Origin of the sequence: Nonlabens dokdonensis DSW-6 (assembly GCF_000332115.1) — a bacterium.
GTDB lineage: Bacteria > Bacteroidota > Bacteroidia > Flavobacteriales > Flavobacteriaceae > Nonlabens > Nonlabens dokdonensis.
Genome location: NC_020156.1, coordinates 3,066,247 through 3,091,880, shown reverse-complemented (window position 1 = coordinate 3,091,880; position 25,634 = coordinate 3,066,247). Strand labels below are relative to the sequence as shown.

General features: G+C 35.4%; 23 protein-coding genes and 1 tRNA gene. 18 read left to right on the top strand and 6 right to left on the bottom strand.

The features are described from left to right. Position 1: 1 nt before the first annotated feature. The 8 genes from DDD_RS13540 (at position 2) to DDD_RS13510 (ending at position 6,094) form a co-directional block, all read left to right on the top strand. Complete coding sequence (locus tag DDD_RS13540; RefSeq protein WP_015363480.1) at positions 2–898, top strand: ParB/RepB/Spo0J family partition protein; 897 nt, start codon at positions 2–4, stop codon at positions 896–898. Continuing rightward, complete coding sequence (locus tag DDD_RS13535) at positions 891–1,475, top strand: DUF5683 domain-containing protein (protein ID WP_041567179.1); 585 nt, start codon at positions 891–893, stop codon at positions 1,473–1,475. Before DDD_RS13540 ends, DDD_RS13535 begins: the two co-directional genes overlap by 8 nt. A gap of 1 nt (position 1,476) precedes the next feature. After that, the gene (gene dapB / locus DDD_RS13530; protein WP_015363478.1) at positions 1,477–2,181 is read left to right on the top strand and encodes a 4-hydroxy-tetrahydrodipicolinate reductase; all 705 of its coding nucleotides are present in this window, start codon (positions 1,477–1,479) and stop codon (positions 2,179–2,181) included. Between the two features lie 39 nt (positions 2,182–2,220). Further along, positions 2,221–3,858, top strand: a complete 1,638-nt coding sequence (gene lepB, locus DDD_RS13525) for a signal peptidase I (RefSeq protein ID WP_015363477.1) — start codon at positions 2,221–2,223, stop codon at positions 3,856–3,858. 11 nt (positions 3,859–3,869) lie between these two features. After that, a complete protein-coding gene (locus DDD_RS13520) occupies positions 3,870–4,484 on the top strand; it encodes a WbqC family protein (RefSeq protein WP_015363476.1) in 615 nt (204 codons plus the stop codon). Positions 4,485–4,489: 5 nt separating this feature from the next. After that, positions 4,490–5,338 carry a DUF1853 family protein gene (locus DDD_RS13515; protein WP_015363475.1) on the top strand — a complete coding sequence of 283 codons (849 nt, stop codon included), beginning with the start codon at positions 4,490–4,492 and terminating at the stop codon, positions 5,336–5,338. Positions 5,339–5,470: 132 nt separating this feature from the next. After that, complete coding sequence (locus DDD_RS18355) at positions 5,471–5,599, top strand: hypothetical protein (RefSeq protein WP_015363474.1); 129 nt, start codon at positions 5,471–5,473, stop codon at positions 5,597–5,599. Positions 5,600–5,602: 3 nt separating this feature from the next. After that, positions 5,603–6,094 carry a Dps family protein gene (locus DDD_RS13510; RefSeq protein ID WP_015363473.1) on the top strand — a complete coding sequence of 164 codons (492 nt, stop codon included), beginning with the start codon at positions 5,603–5,605 and terminating at the stop codon, positions 6,092–6,094. 83 nt (positions 6,095–6,177) lie between these two features. Here DDD_RS13510 and DDD_RS13505 read toward each other — a convergent pair whose 3' ends face one another. Then, complete coding sequence (locus DDD_RS13505) at positions 6,178–6,849, bottom strand: DUF4290 domain-containing protein (RefSeq protein WP_015363472.1); 672 nt, start codon at positions 6,847–6,849, stop codon at positions 6,178–6,180. 61 nt (positions 6,850–6,910) lie between these two features. Further along, the gene (locus DDD_RS13500; RefSeq protein ID WP_015363471.1) at positions 6,911–7,198 is read right to left on the bottom strand and encodes a DUF493 family protein; all 288 of its coding nucleotides are present in this window, start codon (positions 7,196–7,198) and stop codon (positions 6,911–6,913) included. Positions 7,199–7,267: 69 nt separating this feature from the next. Between DDD_RS13500 and DDD_RS13495 the strand changes: the two genes are divergently transcribed. From DDD_RS13495 to DDD_RS13475, 5 genes are all read left to right on the top strand, one after another. Beyond that, positions 7,268–7,795 (top strand): AAA family ATPase, encoded by a 528-nt coding sequence (locus DDD_RS13495; protein ID WP_015363470.1) that lies wholly within the window; start codon positions 7,268–7,270, stop codon positions 7,793–7,795. A 2-nt stretch (positions 7,796–7,797) separates the two neighbouring features. After that, positions 7,798–9,684: a RecQ family ATP-dependent DNA helicase gene (locus DDD_RS13490; protein ID WP_015363469.1), complete on the top strand. Its 1,887-nt coding sequence runs from the start codon at positions 7,798–7,800 to the stop codon at positions 9,682–9,684. Then, positions 9,677–10,630, top strand: a complete 954-nt coding sequence (fmt, locus tag DDD_RS13485; RefSeq protein ID WP_015363468.1) for a methionyl-tRNA formyltransferase — start codon at positions 9,677–9,679, stop codon at positions 10,628–10,630. Before DDD_RS13490 ends, fmt begins: the two co-directional genes overlap by 8 nt. Positions 10,631–10,783: 153 nt before the next feature. Continuing rightward, the gene (locus tag DDD_RS13480) at positions 10,784–11,056 is read left to right on the top strand and encodes an HU family DNA-binding protein (protein WP_015363467.1); all 273 of its coding nucleotides are present in this window, start codon (positions 10,784–10,786) and stop codon (positions 11,054–11,056) included. 216 nt (positions 11,057–11,272) lie between these two features. Beyond that, positions 11,273–11,833, top strand: coding sequence for a YqgE/AlgH family protein (locus DDD_RS13475; protein ID WP_015363466.1), 561 nt, complete (start codon positions 11,273–11,275; stop codon positions 11,831–11,833). Here the strand turns inward: DDD_RS13475 and DDD_RS13470 are convergent. After that, entirely contained in the window at positions 11,830–12,666 is an 837-nt protein-coding gene (locus DDD_RS13470; protein ID WP_015363465.1) for an aminotransferase class IV, read from the bottom strand. The two genes, DDD_RS13475 and DDD_RS13470, sit on opposite strands and share 4 nt — an antisense overlap. A gap of 51 nt (positions 12,667–12,717) precedes the next feature. After that, on the bottom strand, positions 12,718–13,107 hold the full coding sequence (locus DDD_RS13465) for an START-like domain-containing protein (protein WP_015363464.1): 390 nt from the start codon (positions 13,105–13,107) through the stop codon (positions 12,718–12,720). Positions 13,108–13,249: 142 nt separating this feature from the next. Between DDD_RS13465 and DDD_RS13460 the strand changes: the two genes are divergently transcribed. Next, positions 13,250–13,323 (top strand) — tRNA-Met (locus DDD_RS13460). A gap of 380 nt (positions 13,324–13,703) precedes the next feature. Continuing rightward, entirely contained in the window at positions 13,704–19,064 is a 5,361-nt protein-coding gene (locus DDD_RS13455; protein ID WP_015363463.1) for a LamG-like jellyroll fold domain-containing protein, read from the top strand. Between the two features lie 238 nt (positions 19,065–19,302). Here the strand turns inward: DDD_RS13455 and DDD_RS13450 are convergent, their stop codons facing one another. Then, complete coding sequence (locus tag DDD_RS13450) at positions 19,303–20,043, bottom strand: DUF6503 family protein (protein WP_015363462.1); 741 nt, start codon at positions 20,041–20,043, stop codon at positions 19,303–19,305. Positions 20,044–20,098: 55 nt separating this feature from the next. Between DDD_RS13450 and smpB the strand changes: the two genes are divergently transcribed. Then, positions 20,099–20,563: an SsrA-binding protein SmpB gene (gene smpB, locus DDD_RS13445; protein ID WP_015363461.1), complete on the top strand. Its 465-nt coding sequence runs from the start codon at positions 20,099–20,101 to the stop codon at positions 20,561–20,563. Between the two features lie 241 nt (positions 20,564–20,804). Beyond that, positions 20,805–23,300, top strand: coding sequence for a DUF5686 and carboxypeptidase regulatory-like domain-containing protein (locus DDD_RS13440; protein WP_015363460.1), 2,496 nt, complete (start codon positions 20,805–20,807; stop codon positions 23,298–23,300). A gap of 63 nt (positions 23,301–23,363) precedes the next feature. Here DDD_RS13440 and DDD_RS13435 read toward each other — a convergent pair whose 3' ends face one another. Then, the gene (locus tag DDD_RS13435; RefSeq protein ID WP_015363458.1) at positions 23,364–24,194 is read right to left on the bottom strand and encodes a tyrosine-type recombinase/integrase; all 831 of its coding nucleotides are present in this window, start codon (positions 24,192–24,194) and stop codon (positions 23,364–23,366) included. A gap of 659 nt (positions 24,195–24,853) precedes the next feature. Here DDD_RS13435 and DDD_RS13430 point away from each other — a divergent pair. Next, positions 24,854–25,627, top strand: coding sequence for a hypothetical protein (locus tag DDD_RS13430; RefSeq protein WP_015363457.1), 774 nt, complete (start codon positions 24,854–24,856; stop codon positions 25,625–25,627). Positions 25,628–25,634 lie beyond the last annotated feature (7 nt).

Genomic DNA, 25,634 nt, shown 5'->3' with positions numbered 1-25,634 from the left:
TATGGCCAAAGCAACAAAGAAACAAGCGCTAGGAAGAGGATTATCTGCTCTATTAAAAGATCCTAGCAATGATATCAAGACGGCAGAAGATAAAAATGCCGATCAAATAGTAGGAAACGTGATCGATCTTCCTTTGAAGGATATAGACATGAATCCTTTTCAGCCTAGAACGAGCTTTAATGAAGAGCAATTAAGAGAACTGGCATCTTCCATCAGTGAACTAGGCGTTATACAACCTATTACGGTACGTAAAAAAGGTTTTGGAAAGTATGAACTCGTTTCTGGAGAACGTAGGTGTCGTGCTTCCAAATTATTAGGTATTGAAACCATTCCTGCTTATGTGCGTATTGCAAACGATCAGGAGTCGCTAGAAATGGCACTAGTAGAAAACATACAGCGTCAAGATTTAGATCCTATTGAAATCGCACTTTCTTACCAGCGATTAATAGAAGAAATAGATCTTACACAAGAGCAAATGAGTGATCGTGTAGGAAAATCTCGTAGCGCAATAGCAAATTACTTAAGACTTTTAAAATTAGATCCTATCATTCAAACAGGTATGAGAGATGGGTTTATTTCTATGGGTCATGGACGTGCTTTGATCAACCTAGAAAGTCTAGAACAGCAGTTAGATATTTACCAAAAAATTCTAGCCGAAAGCCTTTCTGTAAGAGATACAGAGAAACTAGTAAAGGATTTGAAAACTGGTACGCTTTCGCGAAAGCAAACTAAAAAGAACTCCTTACCAGAAAATGTAGCCGAGAAAACAAGCCATTTGAACTCTTTTCTTGACACTAAAGTAACTACTACGATGTCTAGTTCTGGAAAAGGTAAAATTACTATCAATTATGCCTCAAAAGCAGACTTTGAGCGCATAGTAAAATTGATTAATGAATAAGTGTTTATTCTACATATTTATTTTTATTGGCCTTCAAGCAATGTCGCAAACTGATCCAGACACTACTGTAGATCTTAATGACATTATTGTAGCTCAAGATAGCGTCACTAGAGTTTATGATGCAAACCGACCGTCTAAAGCAGCTTTTTATAGTGCAGTCGTTCCTGGATTAGGTCAAGCTTACAATAAAAAGTATTGGAAAATACCACTAGCCGTTGCTGCGGTAGGTATTCCTATTTATGTTTACACGGTAAACGATAAAGAATACAACAGGTTTAGAGATGCCTTCAGAATAAGACTCGCCGGTGGAACTAATGACGAGTTTTCTAATGAAGATGGTACGCCTATTATTACTACAGCAGCACTTGAAAGAGCACAAAGAACATCACAACGCAATAAAGAGTTGAGTATTTTATTTACGGCAGGACTTTATGTTTTGCAAATAATTGATGCAAACGTAGATGGGCATTTAAGTCAATTTAATGTAGATCGCAATTTAAGTGTCCTTCCCTACATTGATTACAATACCTTAGCTATAGGAAACACCTATGGTTTTAATTTAAGTTATTCCTTTTAGAATGAAAATTGCACTATTAGGTTATGGTAAAATGGGTAAAACCATAGAACGAATAGCGGTAGAGCGCGGTCATAGCATTACCGCAAGAATAGGACGTCAAGATGATACAGTTGAAAACATCAAAGGTGCAGATGTCGTTATAGAATTCACTAGTCCTGAGAGTGTTTTAGATAACTTGTTTAAAGTTATTCCAGCAGGAATACCTATAGTTTGTGGCACAACAGGATGGAATGAATATTTAACCGAGATTGAGGAACTGGTAAAGAAAAGTCAGGGAAGTATGGTGCATGCTTCTAATTTTAGTCTAGGAGTTAATCTGTTTTTTGAGTTGAATAAAAAACTAGCACAAATGATGCAGTCCTTTCCTGAGTACGAAGTTAGCATGCAAGAAATACATCATACCGAGAAAAAAGACGCACCTAGTGGCACAGCAATCACTTTATTTGAAGGTATTTCTGAAAAATTAGGAAAGGAGAAATGGCACTTAGGTACGCAGTCTGAAGAGGATTCGATTGCCATTGATGCCGTAAGAGAAGAAGATGTTAAAGGAACACATAGTGTAGCCTATAAAAACGATATCGATAGTATAGAAATTATTCATAAGGCAAACACCAGAGATGGTTTTGCCTTAGGTAGCGTTATCGCTGCTGAGTGGATAGTTAATAAAAAAGGAATTTTTACCATGAAAGATGTTTTAGGACTGTAACAATCCCTAGAATAATCTTACATACTACAAAATAGTTATATGAACTGGACAGAATGGTTGATTACATTTTTAGTAATCCAAGTAATACATGGATTAGGAACATGGAAAATGTATGTGGCTGCTGGATACAAAGCATGGCAGGCATTTGTACCTGTATTTAACGCTGTTACATTAATGAAAATTATGAATAGACCATGGTGGTGGACTATTCTACTGTTTTTACCTGTTGTCAATATTATGATGTTTATCGTAGTATGGGTAGATACTTTAAGGTCTTTTGGTTACAATAAACCTAAAGATACTTTTTTAGGCGTGGTCACTTTAGGGTTTTATATCTATTACATTAACTATACACAACCTTTAAATCATATTAAAGAAAGAGAGTTAAATCCTAGAACAGCAGCTGGAGAATGGACTAACTCGATCTTATTTGCAGTAATTGCAGCTACTATTGTGCATACTTATGTGATGCAGCCATTTATAATACCTACTTCTTCTTTAGAAAAAACATTACTTACTGGTGACTTTTTATTTGTAAGTAAGTTTCATTACGGAGCTCGATTACCCATGACTCCTATTGCAGCTCCTATGGTGCACGATACAATACCTATTGTAGGAGTTAAAAGTTACTTGCAACGTCCACAGCTTCCTTACATGCGATTGCCTGGATTCCAAAAAATAGAAAGAAACGATATCGTAGTTTTTAATTTCCCTGCAGACTCTACTAACACTTATCCTTATGACGATGGAAAATATTATTATAAGCCCATCGATAAAAAGTCTAATTATGTAAAAAGATGTGTTGCGATAGCTGGCGATAAAATGTCCATGAAAGATGGAGATATATTTATCAATGGAGAATTATTGATCTTGCCAGAACGAGCCAAACCACAATTTATATTTGACGTAGTAGCCGCTCGTATAGACTTGATGGCCGATCGTGCTTATATGATAGAAAATTATGATATAACAGAGACCATAACTCAGGCTGACAGACAAATACCCAACGACCTACAACTCACCGCAACCGAAGAAACCGTAGAACGTCTCAAAAATGACGGGATCATTTCTAGCTACAAGCGTAGAACTTTAGATGTAGGATCACCATTTAAGCAATGGAGAAGGGATTTTAAAGATCCTGAAACTGCTTATCTCAAACCAAATGTTTTCCCTTATGACGGTAGAACTGGAAACAATAATGAAGATCGAGCAGAATTTATTATTCCTGCTGAAGGAATGACAGTTGATATTGATCAAAATAACATCGCATACTTTGAAAGAATTATAGAGGTCTATGAAGGTAGTGAGATGAACATCTTTAACGACGTCACTTACAAAGGAAATGAAGTATTTCTAAATGGTAAGCCACTTACTTCATACACTTTCAAGCAAGACTACTACTGGCTCATGGGAGATAATCGTGGTAATAGTCTAGACAGTAGATTCTGGGGTTATGTACCTTTTAATCATGTGGTAGGAAAACCAGTTTTTGTATGGATGAGTTATGATAGTAATAAATCATTTCCTAATGGTTTTAGATTTGGAAGAATGTTTACTACGGTAAATGGTTCTGGACAACCTACTTCCTATCTCGTTTATTTCTTAGTGTTACTTGCTGGTTATTTTGTGGTGAGAAAAATCATGAAAAACAAAAAAGAAAATAAAGAGAAATCTTAAGCGAGAAATACATGCAGGAGCTTATCATACATCCTTCCTATTTTCCTGATGTAATTTCTTTGATCCATATTCACAAAGCAACTCAGCTTGCTTTTGAGGTGCACGACAGCTATGTAAAGCAAACCTATAGAAATCGTACAAATATTGCGGCAGCTAATGGTAAACTATCGCTCAACATACCTATCCTTCATCAAAAAAAAGGTCATTCTGTTCCTTATAAAACCATTGAAATAGATCATTCACAAAGCTGGAAATCTAATCACTTAAAAAGCATCAAAAGTGCCTATTACAGTAGTCCTTATTTTGAATACTATCAAGATGAATTAGAACAGCTCTATGAAGATATTCCTGAGTTATTACTGGACTGGAATGTAAAAGCAACAATGTTTCTTCTAGAACAATTGAATATTGATAAGGAAATAAGAAATACCTCGACCTATAGTAACGATAGTAAAGCAAAACAGTTAATTACTGCAAAAGCCAAACAAACGATCATCCTAGATCCTTATATCCAGGTGTTCCAAGAAAAGCATGGCTTTTTACAACCTCTCAGCGGTCTTGACCTTTTATTTAATTTAGGTCCTGCAGCTGGCAGTTATTTAAAGAGTCAGCATTCTAAAATATAAAATCCATGAATAATAACTTTGCGCGTTTTAAAGCCTTTTATAAAACAGCAAGTTTATGGTCTGGAAGCCTTTTAGGATTAAAACAATTTTATCTTAAAAACTTTGATTTCAATCATCTTAAAGAAGGAGATGCTCTTGAGCTACCGTCGATTCCGCAAGGGACAGTTTTAGGCAAGAGAGCCGAATATTTCTTCAAGTTTTGTGTAGAAGAGTCTAATAATTACAAGCTTCTGCTTTCCAATGTACAAATCTTTAAAAAGAAAGTTACCGTAGGAGAATTAGACTATATCGTTAAAGAAATTTCTACTGGTCACATCATTCATATTGAATTGGTTTATAAATTTTATATCTATGATCCAGAGTTTGCCTCAACTGAGAAGAGCGATCTTTTAATCGAATTGAGCAAATACCGAGGCCCTAATCGCAGAGATCATTTGATCAGGAAAATCAAGCACCTCAAGAACCATCAACTGCCACTCCTTTATTCTCAAGAAACTGAAGATATCTTGACTTCACATTCCATTCCTTTAGAAAAAATAAGGCAGCAAGTGTGTTTTCTAGCTCATTTATTTATTCCACATAAGTATTGGAATCATGATTTTAAATACATCAATAAAGCATGTATTGTAGGGTATTATTTTAAGATATCCGCTTTCGCGAAAGCGGAAACCAAAAACACTTACTTCTTACCTGAAAAATATGCCTGGAAAATGACACCGTTCTCTATGTCAGATTCTTTCACTTTTCGGGAAGTTCTTGAAAATGCATCAAAAAGTCTAGAAAGAGGATTTGCTCCGCTGGTATGGATGCAGCTGGATTCTGGTGATTTTGAAAGTTTTTTTATTGTTAAGTAAATTTATTTAATGCAATAAATTAAGACTATGAGGATATTAGTCTTAGCAATTTGTGATATCATAAACATGATTTAACTCAATTTTCAAATAAACAACTCGATTCTACACTTATCTTTATAAAAAACAAACGCCATGAACAAGAAATTTGAAAGAAAGACAAAAGACCAACCTTTATCAAGTTTTGGAGATACCAAAACAAAAAATAGAGACTTCAGTTTAGAGACTGAAACAATCAAAGACAAACAAGAAAAATCAAAATAAAGAATGAATTATTTAAACTTCGATATAGAGAAAGCAAAAAATACAAGTAAAGAACTTAACGTACTTCTTGCGGATTATCATTTGTACTATCAAAAGCTAAGAAACTACCACTGGAATATTGTGGGACATTCCTTTTTTGATCTTCATGTAAAATTTGAAGAAATGTACGACGACGCTATTATCAAAATAGATGAAATTGCTGAACGTATTTTAACGCTAAGATTTCAACCTACTTCTAACTACAGTGAATACTTAGAGTTATCTAATTTGAAGGAGACTAAATCAGAATTATCTGATATGGAAATGGTCAATAACTTAATAGATGATCACGGTCATATCTTAAGCCAAATGACAAAGGTAGTCGAGACTGCTGATGAATGTGGAGATGAAGGTACCATTGATTTAATAGGAGCCTACATTAGAGAACTAGAAACCACTTCATGGATGTTAGACGCATGGAGAATGAATACAGAAGATACAAGGAAATCAGTATAAATTGACCTGATGAACTTAAAAATCCCATTTCAAGAATTTGAAATGGGATTTTTTTATGCTTCAATTTAATAGTTTAGGTAGGATTAATTTCTACGGCGTCTATTATTATTGTTATTTCCTCTATTATTTTTCTTAGAGTATTGCTTTTTATTTGTGTTAGCTCTAGAACGATTTGTACTTGTATTGCGATAAATAAGTGCTTTAGACTCAAGAAGATCTTCTTCTTTTGCAGCTAGATTAATTTCGCCGTCACTCAATTCAAATAAATGCTTGAAAATCACAGAATCATCCACAGAATCTTTATTCCAGTTAAGGAATGATTTTTTCATATGATTTGCAATGATATAAGCTAGTGCTTCACGTTTCTCACCTCGCTCCCAGCCTAATGCTACATTAATCATTCCTTGGATGTTATTTCCATAGAATCGATAACGTGGTCTCTTTTGAGGATAAGTCATTTTCTTAGGTCTCGCTGCAAGTTCTTCCTTATCTGGTATAGGATATGGAGAATCTACATCAAGGTCAAAACCAGCAATAACAAATAACTGGTCCCAAAGTTTATGTTGAAAATCTGCAACATCTCTCAAATGCGGATTCAAATTTCCCATGACTCCTATGATAGCTGTTGCCATGCGGTTGCGCTCTTCCTTTGTTTCCAAAGTTTTACAATGCTCGACTAATTTTTGAATATGTCTTCCATATTCAGGTATGACAAGCTGGTTGCGCTCTGTATTGTATTCTAATGATGATATCAAATTGAAATGTATTTCTTAATATGAAGAGCTGCAAAATACACAAAATAGAATTAAAAAAGTCTTAAAGCGATATAACTCCTTCAACTTTACTTACCTCTTTATATTTTGCGATCACAGCATCTGGATTTTTCATGTTTACAATTATGGAAACGCTGGTATAAGTTCCTTTACTGGATTGTTTGGTATTGATAACTGCACCAGTATTATCAAAAATTTGTTCAATTTCTTTAATCTGAGTACCGTTTGAAGGTACAATAAACTTATACAAATATTTTGACGGCCATAAACTAGTATCTAAAAGCTGGCTCTTTAACTTAGTGTAAAATTCTTCTGATTTCTTTCTATCCATAACTATACTGCAAATATAATTAATGATACTATCGATTGCTATCCTTAGATTTAGTTATTTTGTAACCTTATGGAAAAAACCAAAAGAATCTTAATAATAGGAGGTCCTGGGTCTGGAAAAACTAGTGTCCTTGCAACTATAGAAGAAAACGGCTATTACGTTCATCATGAGATCTCTAGAGAAGTAACCGCCAAAGCACAAGAGCAAGGGATTGAGCAACTTTTTCTTTCTGATCCATTTGCTTTTAGCAATCAGTTACTTGAAGGAAGAATCCAGCAGTTTAAAAACATCCAAGAAGGCATCAATTTTTACGATCGAGGAATTCCTGATGTACCGGCATACCACGTTTTTACTGGCGATGAAATTCCAGATCATTTTATTCAAGCTTGTAAAGATTATAAATATGATCAAGTTTTCTTTTTGCCTCCATGGGAACAGATTTATGAAAGTGATAATGAGCGCTATGAAAGCTATGAACAAGCAGTGGTTTTAGGTGATATTCTTTTGAATTTTTATAAAAAACTAGGCTATGCTCCTATCTCAGTTCCTAAGTTAGACATTAATAGTCGATACCTCTTTATAAAAGAACACCTATAATATTGATCGAGAATTCGTTACATATACTCAAAAATCGGTTCGGTTATGAATCTTTTAGACCTTTACAGCAAGAAATAATAGCAAACGTTCTAGAAGGAAAAGATTCACTTGCTTTATTGCCTACCGGTGGAGGAAAATCTATATGTTATCAAATACCAGGTATTCAACTAAACGGAATTTGTATCGTCATCTCGCCTTTAGTAGCACTTATAAAAGATCAAATCGATCAACTTAAGAAAAGAGGTATCAAAGCTGCTGGTATTACCGGTGGAATTTCTTACAGAGAACTCGATGACATTCTTGACAATTGTATTTATGGAAATTATGATTTTTTATACCTCAGTCCAGAACGACTGAAACAAGACCTTGTTCAAGAACGTATACTTAAAATGAACGTCAACCTCATTGCTGTAGATGAGGCACATTGCATCAGTGAATGGGGACACGACTTTAGACCAGCTTATCGTGAGATTAATGCTTTGAGAGAATTGCATCCTCGAGTACCGGTAATTGCGGTGACAGCCACAGCAACAAAAGAAGTTCAAGCAGATATTGTTACTGTGTTAGAGCTGGAACAACCACAAGTTTTTAAGTCCAGTTATGAAAGATCAAATATTCATTATCAGATTCTTCATACTGCAGATAAGCGACAAGCACTCAAAGAGTTTTATGCGCTACATTCTGGCTCCAGCATAACTTATGTACGAAGTAGAAAAAACGCTGTGGAATACAGTTTACTCTTACAACAACAAGGTATTACTTCTGGATTCTATCATGGTGGTCTTTCTAATAAATTGCGCTCAAAAACCTCTACTGCATGGCTCAAAAATGAAACTCAAGTCATCGTGGCTACAAATGCCTTCGGGATGGGAATCGATAAGCCAGACGTGCGCAGTATTGTTCACTTGCAGCTGCCTGATAGTATAGAAAGCTATTATCAAGAAACTGGAAGAGCTGGCCGTGATGGCACGCTTAGCACAGCTCAATTCATTTATAATCGCAACGACATCCAGCATGCCTATAATCAATTTGTAAAATCACAACCTACTGTTGATTATCTCAAATTTATTTATAGAAAGTTATCTAATTTTCTGAGAATCGCTTTGGGCGAAGGCGAGAACTTAACACAGCCCTTATCCTTTTCTCAATTCTGTAAAACTTATGAGCTCAATGGAATGCAGGCATACAGCGCCTTAAATGCCTTAGACCGCTTTAGTGTCATCCATCTTGCACAAGGTTTCCATAGACGTTGTAGTATCCGCTTTCGCGAAAGCGGAACAAACATCATAAACTTTGTAAGAAACCGTCCTGAAGTTAATGCCATCATTCAATCTATATTAAGGACTTACGGAAGTAGTAAAAACCAAACATTACAAATTAATCCATCACTTATTGCTACGAGAAGTAATACTAATGAGGACTTAGTGTTTGAAACTATAGAGCTTTTGAAAAACCAAGATTTTATAGACGCGACCATTGCTCATACCGATTTACAAATTACTTATTTAACGCCTAGGGATGATGACCGCACCATTAATAGGTTTTCAAAAGAATTAGAAAAGCAAAATCAAATACGGCTGGCAAAATTAAAATCTGTGATACAATTAGTGACTAATACTGAAGACTGTATCAATAGAATGATTTTAACTTATTTTGATGAAGAACTTAAAGAAAATTGCAATCATTGCAGTAATTGCGTGACTAAGCAAAAAGGTGAAAATGTACAAAATGAAGTTTTGGCATTGATTCAAAAAAAGCCAGTGAGTGCTCAAGAAATTTTGAGCCGCAGCAAATTAGCTCGTGAAACGGTCATAAAAGCAATTAAAGAACTATTAGAAAACAAAACTATTATCCTAACCGATAATAATAAATACACCTTACATGAATAAATCATTAAAGATTGTCTTTTTTGGAACACCTGAATTTGCCACAGGAGTTTTAAAAGAATTACATAATTCTTCACACGAAGTAGTTGCTGTGGTAACTGCTCCAGATAAACCAGCTGGTCGTGGAAGAAAAATAAATGAAAGTGATGTTAAAAAGTATGCTGTAGAACATGAAATTCCAGTTTTACAACCTAAAAATCTAAAAGCAGATAGTTTTTTAAATGAACTCGCATCCTATAAAGCAGATCTTCAAGTTATCGTTGCCTTTAGAATGTTACCAGAGGCAGTATGGAATATGCCACCGCTAGGTACTTTTAATTTACACGCTAGTTTATTACCGCAGTATAGAGGCGCCGCTCCTATTAACTGGGTAATTATCAATCAGGAATCAAAAACTGGTGTAACGACCTTTTTTATAGACGATAAAATTGATACTGGCGCTATAATCGCAAATAAAGAAACCACTATACTACCTGATGAAAACGTAGGTAGTTTATATAACAGATTAATGATTATGGGCGCAGAATTGTGTCTGGAAACCGTTCATACTATCGCTGCAGGTAACGTAACTACGTCTGTTCAACAAGAAAGCGATCATCTAAGAGCTGCCCCTAAACTTAATAATGAGAATACTTTAATTGATTTTAACGAGCCAGCAAATAAAGTAGACGCTCTTATAAGAGGACTTTATCCTTATCCAGTGGCTAAGGCCGTAATTCAAGATAAAGAAGAAAAGACTGTTAAGATTCACAAAGTAAAAATTATCAATAAAAAACATCAAATGCTTCCTGGTAGTTTTGTGATTGAAAATGGAACTTTAACTATAGCATGTAAAGAAAATATGATAGAGGTAGAAGAGATGCAATTACCTAATAAAAAACGAATGAAGGTAAAAGATCTCTTAAACGGTTATACGTTTGACCAAGATGCTAGATTTGGCGAGGCATGAGAAGAAATCTCTTTAAAATGCATATAGTTATTAACAATTTGTTAGTTTTATGAACAAATGAAAGAGATTTAGCTTGTAATCCTTGTGTGGTCGCATAATCCGTATAAATTTGTTTCACGTTTTAGTTTAACCAACATTAATTTAAATTCAATTATGAACAAAACAGATTTAATCGAAGGAATGGCAGAGCATGCTGGCATTTCAAAAGCAGCAGCAAAAAAAGCATTAGAATCTTTCTTAGGTAACGTAGAAGGATCTCTTAAAAAAGGAGATAGAGTATCTCTTGTAGGATTTGGATCATTTTCAGTTTCTAAAAGAGCTGCACGTGAAGGTAGAAACCCACAAACTGGAAAAACTATCAAGATTGCTGCTAAAAAAGTAGTGAAATTCAAAGCAGGTAGCGATTTACAAAAAGCGGTAAACTAAGAATCTTAGTTTAACTTGTTTAAAAGTCCCTTCTTTACATAATAAAGAAGGGACTTTTTTGATTCTACAACTTACCCTATTTCATTTATCAAATTAGGATAAGCACAACAAGCATCTTATCGCAATGAGATCGCCATCTCAAATATGGTTATTTTCTATAGAATTGTGATAAATTGGTAATTTTTGATTATGTTTAAACATATCTTTTAAGATTTTATGAAAAATAAAGCACCTGAAAGAGGTAACCTTTTAGTATCGGAACCATCAATCATTGGCGATCATTCCTTTTCACGGTCAGTTGTTTTACTTACTGAGTTTAACACTGATGGAGTCGTGGGCTTTATACTTAATAAACCTTTAGATTGTACACTGGATCAATTGATACCAGAAATTTCTACTGAACTTGAGGTTTATCAAGGAGGACCGGTGGACACCGATAACCTTTATTTTTTACACAATATTCCTGAACTTATACCAGACTCCCATTTAATTGAAGATGGAATTTATTGGGGTGGAGATTTTCACGCGGTAAGCGATCTTCTTAATAACGGTTTAATTTCAGGGGACGAGATCAAATTTTTCTTAGGGTACTCTGGTTGGGAAACAAATCAACTTAGTGAAGAACTAGCAGGGAATTCTTGGGTAGTAGTTGAAAACACCGATAGTAAAAATATCTTATCTAACAACATGCACGACATCTGGAAGAAAAAGATGAAAAAATTAGGCGGTGAATATGAATTGTGGTCTAATGCTCCAGAAAATCCTTCCTATAATTAATCAAAGAAAAATTCATTAAGAGACTCATTCAGCTCATTTGCTGTTGCTTGATCGTAGGTCTTCTTACGATACTTTGTAACGCTTTGAACACCTCTTATCATATTAGTAATAAATATTTCATCCGCTCTTTGTAATTCAAATGGCGTGATAGTTTCTTCTGTAATAGAGTAATTGATCATTTTTTTCAAAGTCGTAATCACTTGACCTCTCATTATTCCATTCAAGCAACCATCAGATATAGGAGGAGTTTTAATCTCATCCCCTTTTCGTAAAAACACATTACCAGAAATTGCTTCTACAACCATTTTATCTTGGTTAAGAAGAAGTAAATCATCATAATCGTTTTCTTTAGCAAAAATACCTGCGAGAATATTCACATTCTTATTAGTTGACTTTAAAGTACTAAGCATGGATGCATACACAAAATGATCTTTAAATAAATCAATTTCCTTTATAAGCACATTCTCAAATTTAGTTTCTAAGGATGTTGCAGCGATAGAAAAGTTTACGGATAAATCTGAAGGAGTGTAATAACCACCTGTTTTCCTCCATACCGTAATTCTTATTCTAGAATGGTTGTGATGTAAATCTTGTTCTTGTAGCAGTTGCTTTATTTTATCTTCAAGATATTCTGGAGTAAAAAACTCAGGAATAGACATTCTCAAAATGCGCATGTTAGACATAAGTCTAAAATAATGTTCTTCAAAAAGTAATACGTTACCTTCAAAGCATCTCATGGTTTCAAAAACACCATCGCCATAATAAGTTCCTCGGTTATTAAATGGTAAGACTGCCTCTTGCTCGGCAACAAATTCTCCGTTCAGTAATATCATAAAAAAAGCCCTGTTTTCATCAGGGCTCAAAATTAATTCTTTAATAATGGATTATCTAGAACCTAGTACTTTTTTTAAGGCTCCGACTTGATTCTCCCAAAACATTTTTTGCTCCTCTACCTCATCATCATCATCACCGTAATCGGTAATCATTAAGGAAACGTCCTTTGTAATTTCATCAACTTGTATTCTCAATTCAAAAAATTTCTTTGTATCCTCATCATAATCCCATTGAAAACGAGCTCTTTCACCTGATACTCGTTTCATTATTTTAGCTTTTTCCTCTTGTCCATCCCAGATAAATCTAAAATATTCTCCACGACTATTTACGTTATCTGCAAACCATTCTGACATTCCTGAAGGAGTTGCAATGTGCTGATATAATAATGTCGGTGATGCTTGAATAGGAAATTCTAAATCAAATTTGATTGGATCTTGCATGGAATAAACTTTTGCGGCAATATAGGACTTAATTTTATTACTCAAAAATCAAATAATTCAAAATTAAGTATAGATATCATTTGGTTTGAAAAAATAAATAAATGTATATTTGCAGCCGCTTAAACAACAACACTATTCTAATGGCGTGGTAGCTCAGTTGGTTAGAGCGCAGCACTCATAATGCTGAGGTCGGCGGATCGTGCCCGCCCCACGCTACGAAGCTCCTATCTTAAAAGATAGGAGCTTTTTTTATGGCTACTCTTTCTTTATTTGAGTCATTGTTGTAATCATCGAGTTTCATTTCTAAAAATTTTATTCGCAAATTTAAAAGAGCATTCTATATTTAAAATCTTCTAAAAATTAACTTTAAAACCACTTATTCTTATAATTAACAAATGTGAATAAACTGTTAAATCGTAGTTTATTTTATCGATTAACAGTGTTAAAACACTTTAACATGTTATTCTTAAAATAGCAAATTATCGATTAAGTGTATGATTTTAGCGCTGTTAAGCGATAAAACTGTTAAAAAGCGTATTTGATCGTTTATCTGCTTATATATTTAACCTGACTTAAATCATTTAAATCAGGTACGAATGAAAAAAATTACTTACCCTACATTTTTAAAATATTATGCTCTTATAATGTTTTTAACTTGTTCAAATTTAATTACTGCCCAATCCTCTGAGGTAATAGTTTCTGTTAACTGGCCACAGTGGTCTGGAGATAATAGTTTTGAAATTTTTGATCCAAGTGGAACATCTATTTTCACCTATTGTGACCCTTCAAATTGTTCTAATGGAGCCGCTGGTTCTCATTCTGCTACTTTAAATTTAGGATGTCTTCCAGATGATACAGGATATTTACTTACGGTAAATGATTTTTACGGTGATGGTTGGAATGGAGCTGGAGCCAATATCACGGTAACCGTTGCAGGTACAAACGTGATTTCAGGTTCCTTAAATACAGGAAGTACAGCTTCTGCAAATTTTGATGTTTCAGGTGGCGGTAGTTGTACACTTTCACCAGAAATTAATGTAGTCGGTTTCGGTATCGATATTAGCGATAATTCTAATGCACCGAATTTAGCTGATGGAACAGATTTTGGAACTTCTGACTTAGGTACAGTAATTACTAGAACGTTTACTATTGAAAATACTGGTGGAGCAGATTTAAATTTGACTGGAGCACCAGTTACTATTACTGGAACCAATGCTGGAGATTTCAACGTGGTTCTACAACCTGCTACTGTTATACCAGCGGGAAATTCAGAAATTTTTACAGTAGAATATTCCAGAGCGACTATCGGTACAAGCGATGCAACAATAAGATTCAATTCTGACGACGCTGATGAAGGTTCTTATAACTTTGATATTACCGCACAAACTTTGAGTCCAATCTCTACTTTGTACTATGAAAATTTTGATAATGGAACTGCTGGATGGAACACATCCACTAATGGTGGATTTCGATTCAGTCTGGGAACTGTTCCTAATGAGAAAGGAGAAGGAAATTATTGGTACACTGATAACTGGAACAATTATCCTAGTAACCGTACCGCTACTTTAACGAGTCCAGTAATATCCACTTTGGGATATACTGATTTAAAATTCTACATTGACTTTAGAACCAATACCAATGACAATGATGACGGTATGCGTGTTCAATATTCTGTAAATGGAGGAATAACTTGGTCTACTTTAGGAAGCGATACAACAGGTGACAATTGGTATAATTTTGGAGATGTAGACGGTTTCTCAAATGGAGCCGACGCTTGGGCTGGAGACAGCACCGACAGAGATCCTAGCCTAAGTAGATTTGAAGAAGCAAGTCACGAATTACCAGGACTTACAGAAAACAATCCACTTTTAAGATTCAGAATTCAATTTGCGAGTGACAATGATAATACTAGAGATGATGGTGTATTATTTGATAACATCATTATAACAGGTAGGAAAACAAATCCAGATCTAGCAGCAGATGGACCTGCAGATGTAAACGACAACTTAACTTTATGGTTGAGATCTCAAGATATATCTTCTACTGACGGTACTACTTTACCTCTTTGGGAAGATCAAGCACTTGACAATGATGCATTTGAAGTTGCTACAAATGCTCCTGTTTATGCAAACAACGTTACCAATAATATTAATTTTAATTCTACAGTTGCTTTTGATAGAAGCGCTCAGCAACATTTGAGAGGTAAAGGAGGATTTAATTCTAGCGATTATTGGATTGTAGTAAGAAGTACTATTGATATGACTAAAGAATTATCAGGTGAAACAATGTTAATAGGAGCTAAAGTGTCTAAAGAAAGTCCTTCACAAGACCCTTCTGGTTTAGGATGGGGACCTGTTTCCGTTAGATTTGAAGACCCTGTAATTTCTCATAGTGTAAGTTCTTTTAGTCAGACATCACCTGCTCCGGAGAGTTATGGAAGAAGCTTTGTAAGTGAAACAAGAACTTTTGATGATGTTCACATATTGAATGTTAAGAACAACCCTAACAACAACGGAACAGAGATTTATTTAAATGGTAGAAAAATTGACAATGCTACAGGTTTCTCAGAATTTACAAATGCCAATATGGATTTCAATTCCATCGTAAATAAACCATTCTATTTAGGTGCTGGTCGTTATCAATTAAATGGTCTTCCTTTTGAAACTCACCTAGATGGAGAAATAACAGAAGTTTTTAGTTACCGCGATAGAAAATCGGACGCTGTACAACAAAAAATCTATTCTTATTTGGCTATAAAAAATGGGGTTTCTCTTCATAACCCAACAAGTACGCTTGATGATCATAGAGCAGATTGGGACTATCTAGATTCAGATAACAACATCATCTGGGATTATTCCTCAAACACTTACTTTAACTACGATGTGGCTGGAATAGGTAGAGACGATAGTTCAGAGTTATTTCAAAAGCAGTCTAAAAGTGAAAATTCTACTAGCATCGTTGCTGTAGGATTAAACAGAGTCGAAGATTTGGGAAGTCAAAATGCTCAAAGTTTTGAAAATGACAAAGACTTTCTCATATGGGGTCATAACGGTCAAGACTTGAACCCATTTTCAAATATAATCAATCATGATGTAGGAATAAGCAATGCTGTTTTAACTAGCATCACTAGAATGAACCGTGTTTGGAAAATTGAGGAACAAACAACTACTGATATTGCTACTACAGAAGTAAGAGTAGCTACAAGTGATTTCTCTGGTCTTCCAGCGTTGAGTGCAAATAGAGAATATGTTTTAATGGTTGCTGACGACCCTAGCTTTACAACTAACCTTGATACCAGGTTCTTTAATGAAGATGGAGTTTACCAAAGAGCTTCTTATAATTTTGATGGAGTAAAATATTTTACTCTAGCCATTGCAGATGTTATGTTTGAAGATAGAAGTGTTTCTTTTGACGGAGTTAATGACAACGTTATTGTAGATAACCCACAAGGCTTTGGAGGTAGGTTTACTGCAGGAGCTTGGGTACTAAGTCAAGGAACAAATAGCACTAATACAGAAAGAACTATAGTAGCTAAAAGAGCTAACGGTTCTGGTTTCCAATTATCTCTTAGAGATGATAATCGAATCATCCTGAGATGGAACAGTGCTTCCTCTATAGAAGAAGTAATATCTAACACAGCTTTAAATAATGGAATATGGAGACACATTGCGGTAACTTACGATGGTACACTAGCAAAAATTTATATTGACGGTGTTCAAGATATTCAGGCTCCACTTGATGCTCCTATGGCCGATTCAAATTTATTAGGTTTAGGTGCCAGAATTGAAGAAGATGAAACTGCTGTAGAACACTTCAGAGGTGAACTTGATGAAATAAGAATGTGGGATGTAGCTCTTACACAAAATCAAATACGATTTATTATGAATCAAGAGCTTCGAGAAAACGCTTCATTTGTATCAGGAAACATAATTCCTACCTCGATTACTAAGAATGATATCATGGGTATCGATTGGGAAAGACTAGTAGCTTATTACAGCATGAACAGTTTTATAGGTTCTGCGTTGAATGATGAGAGCGTTAACAAAGGTTATGGTAGAATGGCAAATGAAGATTTCTTTGAACTAAGAACTCAAACCGCTCCACTTCCTTATGAAAGCGCAGCAAATGGTAGTTGGGAAAATCAATCCGTGTGGGATAACGGTTCATTACAATATACTCCAGGAAGCACTCGAGTGATTAATGGTAGCGTAGAAAGAATAGATTGGAATATTGTGAAAACAAATAGCGAAGTAACTATTACAAGTAGTGATATTACCGTATTAGGTTTATTTGTAGAGAGCAATCAGCTTAATGTAAATAATGATCACGGTTTAACAGTTACACACGTTTTAGACCTTACGAGTTCTATTGATCTAAAAGGTGAGTCTCAATTGGTTCAAACTATCGACAGTGATTTACTCGCTACTTCTACTGGATTTGTAGAGAGAGATCAGCAAGGTACTGGAGTTACATTTGATTACAATTACTGGTCATCTCCAGTAAGTCGTATTAGCAACAACAATAATAATAACGGTTACACCATTGGTGGTAACTTGAAAGACGGTACTTTGGTAAACAACCCTAGAAATTTAAATTTCACTTCTAGAAACGTTAGAGATGGTATTCCTGGAGATGCAACAACTGCCGCAACTATTTCTGGTAGATGGTTGTATGCTTATAGAGACTTAACTAGTAATACTTATTCTAACTGGGAATATGTGGGTCCTAATGTTGGATTAAATGCTGGAGAAGGTTTCACAATGAAAGGAACAGGAGCTGCTGGTGAGCAAAACTATGTTTTCGTTGGTAAGCCTAATAATGGTGATATCGATTTAGATATAGATGCAGGAAACGATTACCTTATAGGAAATCCATACCCTAGTGCGCTAGATGCTCATGAATTTATTTCTGATAACCCACATTTAGACGGTACTTTATACTTCTGGGAACACTGGGGTGGAAATACACATATTCTTGCCAACTATCAAGGTGGATATGCAATGTATAATTTCTCCGGTGGTGTCCCTAATGCTACTATAGGTACTTCAAATCCTGACGTTAATCAAGGTGGAATACCTACTAAGCGTCCTGAAAGATTTGTGCCTGTGGCACAAGGTTTCTTTGTAACTGGAATCTCTGACGGTACCATTAGGTTTAGAAATGACCAAAGACAATTTGTAACAGAAGCTTCTGGTAGTAGTCTATTTGTTTCTGCTCCAGGAAACAGTTCTGGAAGCAGTGCTTATGACGATTACAATAGCTTTACTGACACAAGACCTAAAGTAAGAATCGGTTTTGCTAGTCCAAGTACTATATACAGACAAATCCTTTTAACAGTAGATCCTAATGCTACCATGGGTTATGATAATGCGTTTGATGGTTTACAAATCGACGAACAAAGAGAAGACATGGCTTTTGTAGTAGGTAATGATAATTTAAGCATACAAGGTATCAACTCCATGGACTCCTCAGTAGAGTTACCACTTATGGTAAAACTACAAGCATCAGGCTCTTTTACTATTCAATTAGATGATGTTCAAAATATAGATCCTACGCAACAAATCTTCTTAAAAGATAATGTACTTAACACCTATACGGACTTGATGAGTGGTGACTTTGTAAGCCCTACTCTATCTGGTGGAATTAACGATACTCGTTTTTCTATAGTGTTTACAGATGCTTCAACATTGAGTAATGAAGAAGTGGTAATTGCATCTAGCGATCTAGTAGTTTATACTCCTAATAATATGGATACACTTAATGTGAAAAAAGGTGCAGACATCACTATCGATACGATCACTATTACAAATATGTTAGGACAACAAGTACAAACTTGGGACGTAAGTGAGCAAGACGGTATATTATCAGTGAGCACAGTAAACATTGCAAAAGGTAATTACATCGTGCAACTATTTACTAATTACGGCCTACAAACACGTAAAGTGATCATACAATAAATCACATAACTTTCATTTATACTAAAGCCTTTGAGAAATCAAAGGCTTTTTTTATGCTCATTCAATACGCAAAGAAAGAGTATCGTTCCATATGCTAGACGATTGAGAAAGGATGATAACAAAACACAAACGCTCCCAAATTTAAAATACAAGCTCACTATCCTTATAAACCATCCACTACTCTACCTCTTCCACGGTATTCTAAGAAGCAATTTGGAATTAAATTATAAAAAGGAAACTAGTTCTTTGTAAACTCAGCTCGTTTGAGATCGATATCACTCAACTTAATCAGCTTATCTTCTTCAAACAAATCATCCATTTTGGACAAGTCTGGTTGTGCTTTTTCTGACTTATAATTGTTATAATCTTGGATGGTCACCCCATTGAGGTTTCTTCTGTTCTCGCTTTCGCGAAAGCGGTAACCACATTCTTCCTCACAGTACGAGTAAGCGAGATAGTCTATAAAAAAATCATCTACATTTACCCAATACATAAACACATCTTCGTGGTCTTCTCCACCGCCATCTTCGTCAAATGTCACTTCGATTTCATGATAGGCTTGTCCTTGAATAGTGTCTTGAGAAATATACTTGACATAAATCGCATCGCCATCAAGACTGTATGGCAACTGAGCAAAATATACCACTGAGTTCAAGCTAGCAGCATACCTCGTAGAAAGAGAGTCTGCTAGATGGAGTGGTTGATTATTTTTAAAACGTGTAAAACCGTCATTATCGAGCTGGTCTATGATCGAGTCGGTATTGATCGTCAAGTGTCTTTTATATGTAAAACGACCATTTTCTCGAGTAGCAGAGTAATCAATCCCTCTAAAATTAAATTCTAGCGTCCCGTTTCCAGCAATTGATGTACCATGCGATTGCATGGCTTGATCCATGATCTCACGCGCGTCTGGCGTTTTATCAATACATGAAATAATTCCTAGGCAAATGACAGAAAGTAAATAAAGTTTGTTTTTCATTTCACAAAGATATAAGAGATTCCATAACCTATTAAAGTATATTTGTCCCGTATTTATGGAATTTAAGAACAAAATAGAGATCAAGAATCGCAAAGCGCGGTTTGAATACGAGATACTGGACAAGTATACGGCAGGAATTGTACTGGCTGGAACTGAAATTAAAGCCATACGATTAGGAAAAGCGAGTATTGCCGAAGGCTTTTGTGAGTTTCAAAATAATGAGCTGTTTATTATTAACATGACGGTTCAAGAATATTCTCATGCCACCTATTTTAATCACCAGCCGAAACAAGAACGCAAGCTTTTATTGAACCGCAAGGAACTTAAAAAGTTAGAAAAAGCCGTCGCAAATACTGGTAACACGATTATTCCATTAAAACTTTTTGTCAATAAAAAAGGATTGGCAAAATTAGATATCGCTCTTGCAAAAGGGAAAAAGTTATACGACAAGAGAGAAACTTTAAAAGACCGCGATAACAAACGCAGGCTCGATGCGGTGAAGAAACAATTCCGCACCTAGGTAATGATTTGACTTCATTTTATTTTTTTATTCTTTCGAACTGACGATCTTTGATTCTCCTATAGTTGAAGTAATCGGTTGTTCATGAACTTGAACTACACCTTTTCTCTACCTTAAAGAAAAAAAGGCTGCTTTACAGACAACTATTTTAATACCTTCACGTCTTAACAATAGATAAAGCTTGTTAACACAATAAATTGGCAAGGCTTTATTAATTTGCAACGTTATAAAACCAACCCAAATGAATTTTATTACTAAAACTGCTGTTACATTTATTATAGCTTTGTTAGTCTCCGTTTTTGCGCAAGCGCAACTTACTGGAACTTTAACTGATGCCAATGATGAACCTATCGCATTTGCCTCTATTTACATTAAAGGAACCTACAAAGGAACCACCACAAACATCGATGGCGGTTATTCCTTAAAATTAGATGGTTTTAAAAATTATGAGATTGTCTTTCAGTCCTTAGGTTACCAGCCGCAAACCATTGTAGTAGATTATAAAAAAGACGGTCAGGTTCTAGATGTAACCATGCAAGAAGAAGTAGCCTCTCTAGAAACAGTCGTAGTAAATTCTGGAGTGAATCCTGCAAATCGTGTGATAAGAGAAGCCATTGCAAACAGAGAGAAAAACCGTAAGAAATTTTCTAGCTATAAAGCAGACTTCTATTCCCGTGGTTTATGGCGCATGAAAGATGTACCGGAGAAGTTTATGGGAGAAGAAATAGGCGATATGGAAGGATCGCTGGATTCCATAACGCGCAGTGGTGTAGTTTACCTGTCAGAAACGGTTTCTAAAATCGCTTATGACGCTCCAGACGATTTTAAAGAACATATTATTGCGAGTAAAATTTCTGGAGACGATAACGGCTTTAGCGTTAACAGTGCAGAGAGTGCTAATTTTGATTTCTATAACAACAACATCGATTTAAACAACCGCATCGTCTCTCCTATTGCAGACTATGCTTTTAGCTATTACAAATACAAATTACTAGGTGCTTTTTATGACGAGAATCAATTTTTGATCAACAAGATAGAGGTGACTTCTAAACGTCCTAAGGATAATACTTTTAACGGTATTATTTATATCGTAGAAGATCAATGGACTATTTACGGTCTGGAGCTTACTACTCTAGGTGAAAACATTAACGTGCCAGTGATTGAAAAACTGACTTTTAATCAAGACTTTACCTATGAGCCTAGCAGCGGCGACTGGATCAAAAGATCACAGAGTATCGATTTTGAATTTGCATTTTTGGGCTTTAAAGGAAATGGAAGGTTTATTGCCAATTATACCAACTATGATTTTGCGCCGCAGTTTGATAAAGACAGCTTCGGACCACAAGTCTTGAGTTTTGAACTCGATGCCAATAAAAAAGATACCACTTACTGGAATAAAAAACGTCCAGTACCGCTTACGGTAGAAGAAAGCAAAAATTATATCGTTAAAGACAGTATTGCAAAAGTGCGCAACGATCCTAAATATAAAGACAGTGTAGATCGTGTGAATAATAAGTTTAGAATGACTTCACTTCTTACTGGTTATACGTATAGAAATAGCAATAAAAACGAGCGCTACAGCTACGATGGCTTGATCGATTTAGGCTCTTTTAAAGGATTCAATACCGTGCAAGGTTATGTACTGGGAACCAGTTTTAGTTACTCTAAAGGTTTTGATGACGACTACAACCGCAGCCTGTATATAAGTAGTGATATTAATTATGGAATCTCAGACGATAGACTGCGCTACACCGCACGAGCAAATTATAGGTTTAATAGAACTAATAGAAGGAATATCTCTCTTGCCGCTGGAACGGAAGCAAGACAAATCAACAACGGTAATCCTATAAGTACTTTAGAAAACACGATTTCTAGTCTTGCCTTTGAACGCAATTTTGCCAAATTTTATGAAGTAGATTTTGTAGGCGCCAGCTATTATGAAGAAGTGGCCAATGGTTTTTATTTGAGTGCCAGAGCAAACTATGAGAGAAGGCAACCACTTAACAACACGACCGACCAAGTGTGGTTTACTCAAAGTGATGTAGATTATACCAGTAATAATCCCGTAGAACTGGATAATAATAGAAATGCCTTTATTACAGAGCATGAAGTTCTTAAACTAGGCTTAGGAATTACCATACGACCAGGACAGAAATACCAGAGTTATCCTGACCAGAAGTACAACATACGCAACGAGAAATACCCTACAATTGCACTGCGATATGAAGGTGGTTTTGCCGGTAGCGAGAGTGGTAACAACTTTCACCAGTTGAGTGCAAATTTGTATCAGAGCTTTGATATGGGCAACCTAGGCCGCAGTAGTTACTGGATGAATGCCGGTACATTTATAGATGGCGAGGAGATCTCGTTTGTAGACTTCCAGCATTTTAATGGCAACCGCTTGCGTTTTAAATTAGAGGCGTTAAATCCTTATGGTTTTGGCTTATTGAATTACTACGATTACAGTACTAATAGTGATTATGCTCAAATTCACTTGCAGCACGATTTTAAAGGATTTGTACTGGGCAAAATCCCAGGTTTGAATCAGCTCAATTATGATTTGATCTTGAGCGGTAAAGCTTTGTTTACCGACCGCAGGCCGTATTTTGAGGCCAGCGCTGGAATCGATAACATAGGTTTTGGCAAGTTCAGGCCTTTCCGTGTGGATTATGTGTATAGCATGACCAGTGGCAGAAAATATGGTGCTTTTGTGGTAGGAATTAATTTTGGAATATAAAAAAGAGGTTTTTACTAGTTCCGCTTTCGCGAAAGCGGTAGCAATACTTACATCGTTCTACATTTACAGTAAGTCTAATGGACTAGGAAGGTTCTCCAGCGTTATTTGAGTCACGTGCGTATAGATAAGCGTGGTCTTGATGTCGTTGTGACCTAAAAGTTCTTTAATGATTCTCACGTCTGTGCCAGCATCCATGAGATGAGTCGCATAAGCATGACGCAAGCCGTGAAGCGTTACGTATTTTTTGATGCCTGCTGCTTTTTTGGCCTTATTAAAAACCGCTCGTAGACTTGCAGTAGAATAAAGACCGCCGCCGCTGCCCTCAAAAAGGTATTCCTTAGGACGGTATTCCTTAATGTAATCACGCAGTAGAAATTTGAGCTTTTCTGGAAAAGGGACGACACGATCCTTTTTACCTTTGGCAGTTTTTATGAATACTTGATTGCGCTGCCCATCTATATCAACTATTTTAAGATGAATAAGCTCGCTACTTCTTAAACCTAAGGCATAAATGGTCGTAAGCATCGCGATGTGTTTTTTATTCTTTAGTACACTCAAAATGAGTTTTACCTCTTGCTTAGAAAGAATAACAGGAAGTGCTCGCTGTACTGGTCGTGTGGCGAGAGTAGAAAAATCTACCTCACGATTGTACATTTCTTTATAATACAATCTTATGGCACTAGAAAGCTGCTTTTGAGAAGCAGCTGCATAGTTGTTGTTAAGAACAATATTTTTAAAATATTCTAGTATTTCAAAATCGCTCAACATTCCTAGATCTTTGTCTACTCCTATCGTTTTATGAAACGGAATAAGCAAACCTATATAAGTTTCTATGGTATTACTCGCATAGCGTTTAATTGTCAACAATTGTTGAAATTCGTAAAAAGTTCTCATATACACCTAAAAGCGCAATATAAAAAAAATACCAAAAAAGTTCTCATATACGCCCAAAACGGTATGGTTAGTATATAGTTTTTAATTAAATTGCTCATATATACTAGTTGAAAAAAATCAACGATTTCGCAACATTGAAATTCATCGATTCTATTCTGAGCTTGGGTTTAATTTAGCAGTATTATGCTGGATATTACGATGTAGCTAGCCTTTCAAGTTGTTTCGATTGCATCGTTGAAAACTCTTGTTTTCAGAACGTAAAAACGTACAAACAACTTGTAAAAGGTAGCGTAAATAGAATAGAAATCCGCATTAACACTCTGAAATTATGTCAGCTACAGAATGATCTTACAGAAATCAACGTCCCTTATACTCAGGTATAAAGGGCATAGATTCCTTATGAAGTTTTATTTTCATTTATTGACGAGTGGCAAATGATTGACATTTAACAACACTAGCGATAATTCATTTCAAAGAGAAGACAGTAATTTAGATCAAAGTAATATCTTTAGAGCAATCAACTAAGAATTAACGGTAAGGGTTGATGCGTGAAACGAATCATAGCCTTACCGTTACCTGCAAGCTAAACAAACATTCGTAATAACATTAATATAATCTCAATATATTTGCAATTATAATCTTAGCAACAATCAAAATTTATGAAATACAACTATATAACTTTTATCTTATGCTTTTACTGTTTAACAAATTTTGCACAAGATAAAGCTACAAATTCACAAAATGAAGTTGACGCCTCAAACCCTACAAATCTCTATACACAAGTCAATACTCAGTTTGAATATACTTCTTTAAAGGATGGCACAAATCTTTATGGCTTTAGAGGAAATATACAATATACATTCAATCCTAATAACTTAATCCTTGCCGAAATACCGATATTGCACAATGATGCCACTTCTGCTTTTGGATTAGGCGATGTACGCTTACGCTATTTCGCAGTAGTAAAACGTGAAATGACAGCTGAAAAGTTTAATGTTATCGCACCTTTTTTAGATATAACGCTACCAACAGGAAAATTTGAAGATGGTCTTGGAACAAGTAGTTTTGTACTTTCGGCAGGTTCAGTCTATGGTTTTGCTTTATCAAAAAAAATATTGATGTTTCCAGGATTAAGTGTTGTACACGTCACAGAGCCATCCACCGACCTTATTCCTGATGAATTTAAGTTTTCAAGCACAGGTTTTTTGGTGCAAGCCAATGTAAGTATTAGCTTTAACGAAAGGTGGTTTTTATTTGTAAACCCTATTTTAACCTACCTAAATACCGATGGAGAATGGAATGACAATTGGTCTGGAGAGTTTAATCTTAACCATATGATAATTCCCAACAAACTAAAAGCAAACATTGGGTATTTCCCTAATTTCACTAACGAAGCAACAACGATTCGTTTAGGAGCTACATTCTTTCTTTAATAAACTA

Excerpts from the sequence above, each read along its gene's own strand:
- lepB (WP_015363477.1), top strand. The coding sequence starts at position 2,221 with ATGAACTGGACAGAATGGTTGATTACATTTTTAGTAATCCAAGTAATA.
- DDD_RS13520 (WP_015363476.1), top strand. The coding sequence starts at position 3,870 with ATGCAGGAGCTTATCATACATCCTTCCTATTTTCCTGATGTAATTTCT.
- fmt (WP_015363468.1), top strand. The coding sequence starts at position 9,677 with ATGAATAAATCATTAAAGATTGTCTTTTTTGGAACACCTGAATTTGCC.
- DDD_RS13475 (WP_015363466.1), top strand. The coding sequence starts at position 11,273 with ATGAAAAATAAAGCACCTGAAAGAGGTAACCTTTTAGTATCGGAACCA.
- DDD_RS13480 (WP_015363467.1), top strand. The coding sequence starts at position 10,784 with ATGAACAAAACAGATTTAATCGAAGGAATGGCAGAGCATGCTGGCATT.
- DDD_RS13440 (WP_015363460.1), top strand. The coding sequence starts at position 20,805 with ATGAATTTTATTACTAAAACTGCTGTTACATTTATTATAGCTTTGTTA.
- DDD_RS13495 (WP_015363470.1), top strand. The coding sequence starts at position 7,268 with ATGGAAAAAACCAAAAGAATCTTAATAATAGGAGGTCCTGGGTCTGGA.
- DDD_RS13430 (WP_015363457.1), top strand. The coding sequence starts at position 24,854 with ATGAAATACAACTATATAACTTTTATCTTATGCTTTTACTGTTTAACA.
- DDD_RS13470 (WP_015363465.1), bottom strand. The coding sequence starts at position 12,666 with ATGATATTACTGAACGGAGAATTTGTTGCCGAGCAAGAGGCAGTCTTA.
- DDD_RS13535 (WP_041567179.1), top strand. The coding sequence starts at position 891 with ATGAATAAGTGTTTATTCTACATATTTATTTTTATTGGCCTTCAAGCA.
- DDD_RS18355 (WP_015363474.1), top strand. The coding sequence starts at position 5,471 with ATGAACAAGAAATTTGAAAGAAAGACAAAAGACCAACCTTTATCAAGT.
- dapB (WP_015363478.1), top strand. The coding sequence starts at position 1,477 with ATGAAAATTGCACTATTAGGTTATGGTAAAATGGGTAAAACCATAGAA.
- DDD_RS13500 (WP_015363471.1), bottom strand. The coding sequence starts at position 7,198 with ATGGATAGAAAGAAATCAGAAGAATTTTACACTAAGTTAAAGAGCCAG.
- smpB (WP_015363461.1), top strand. The coding sequence starts at position 20,099 with ATGGAATTTAAGAACAAAATAGAGATCAAGAATCGCAAAGCGCGGTTT.
- DDD_RS13465 (WP_015363464.1), bottom strand. The coding sequence starts at position 13,107 with ATGCAAGATCCAATCAAATTTGATTTAGAATTTCCTATTCAAGCATCA.
- DDD_RS13540 (WP_015363480.1), top strand. The coding sequence starts at position 2 with ATGGCCAAAGCAACAAAGAAACAAGCGCTAGGAAGAGGATTATCTGCT.
- DDD_RS13510 (WP_015363473.1), top strand. The coding sequence starts at position 5,603 with ATGAATTATTTAAACTTCGATATAGAGAAAGCAAAAAATACAAGTAAA.
- DDD_RS13450 (WP_015363462.1), bottom strand. The coding sequence starts at position 20,043 with ATGAAAAACAAACTTTATTTACTTTCTGTCATTTGCCTAGGAATTATT.
- DDD_RS13455 (WP_015363463.1), top strand. The coding sequence starts at position 13,704 with ATGAAAAAAATTACTTACCCTACATTTTTAAAATATTATGCTCTTATA.
- DDD_RS13435 (WP_015363458.1), bottom strand. The coding sequence starts at position 24,194 with ATGAGAACTTTTTACGAATTTCAACAATTGTTGACAATTAAACGCTAT.
- DDD_RS13515 (WP_015363475.1), top strand. The coding sequence starts at position 4,490 with ATGAATAATAACTTTGCGCGTTTTAAAGCCTTTTATAAAACAGCAAGT.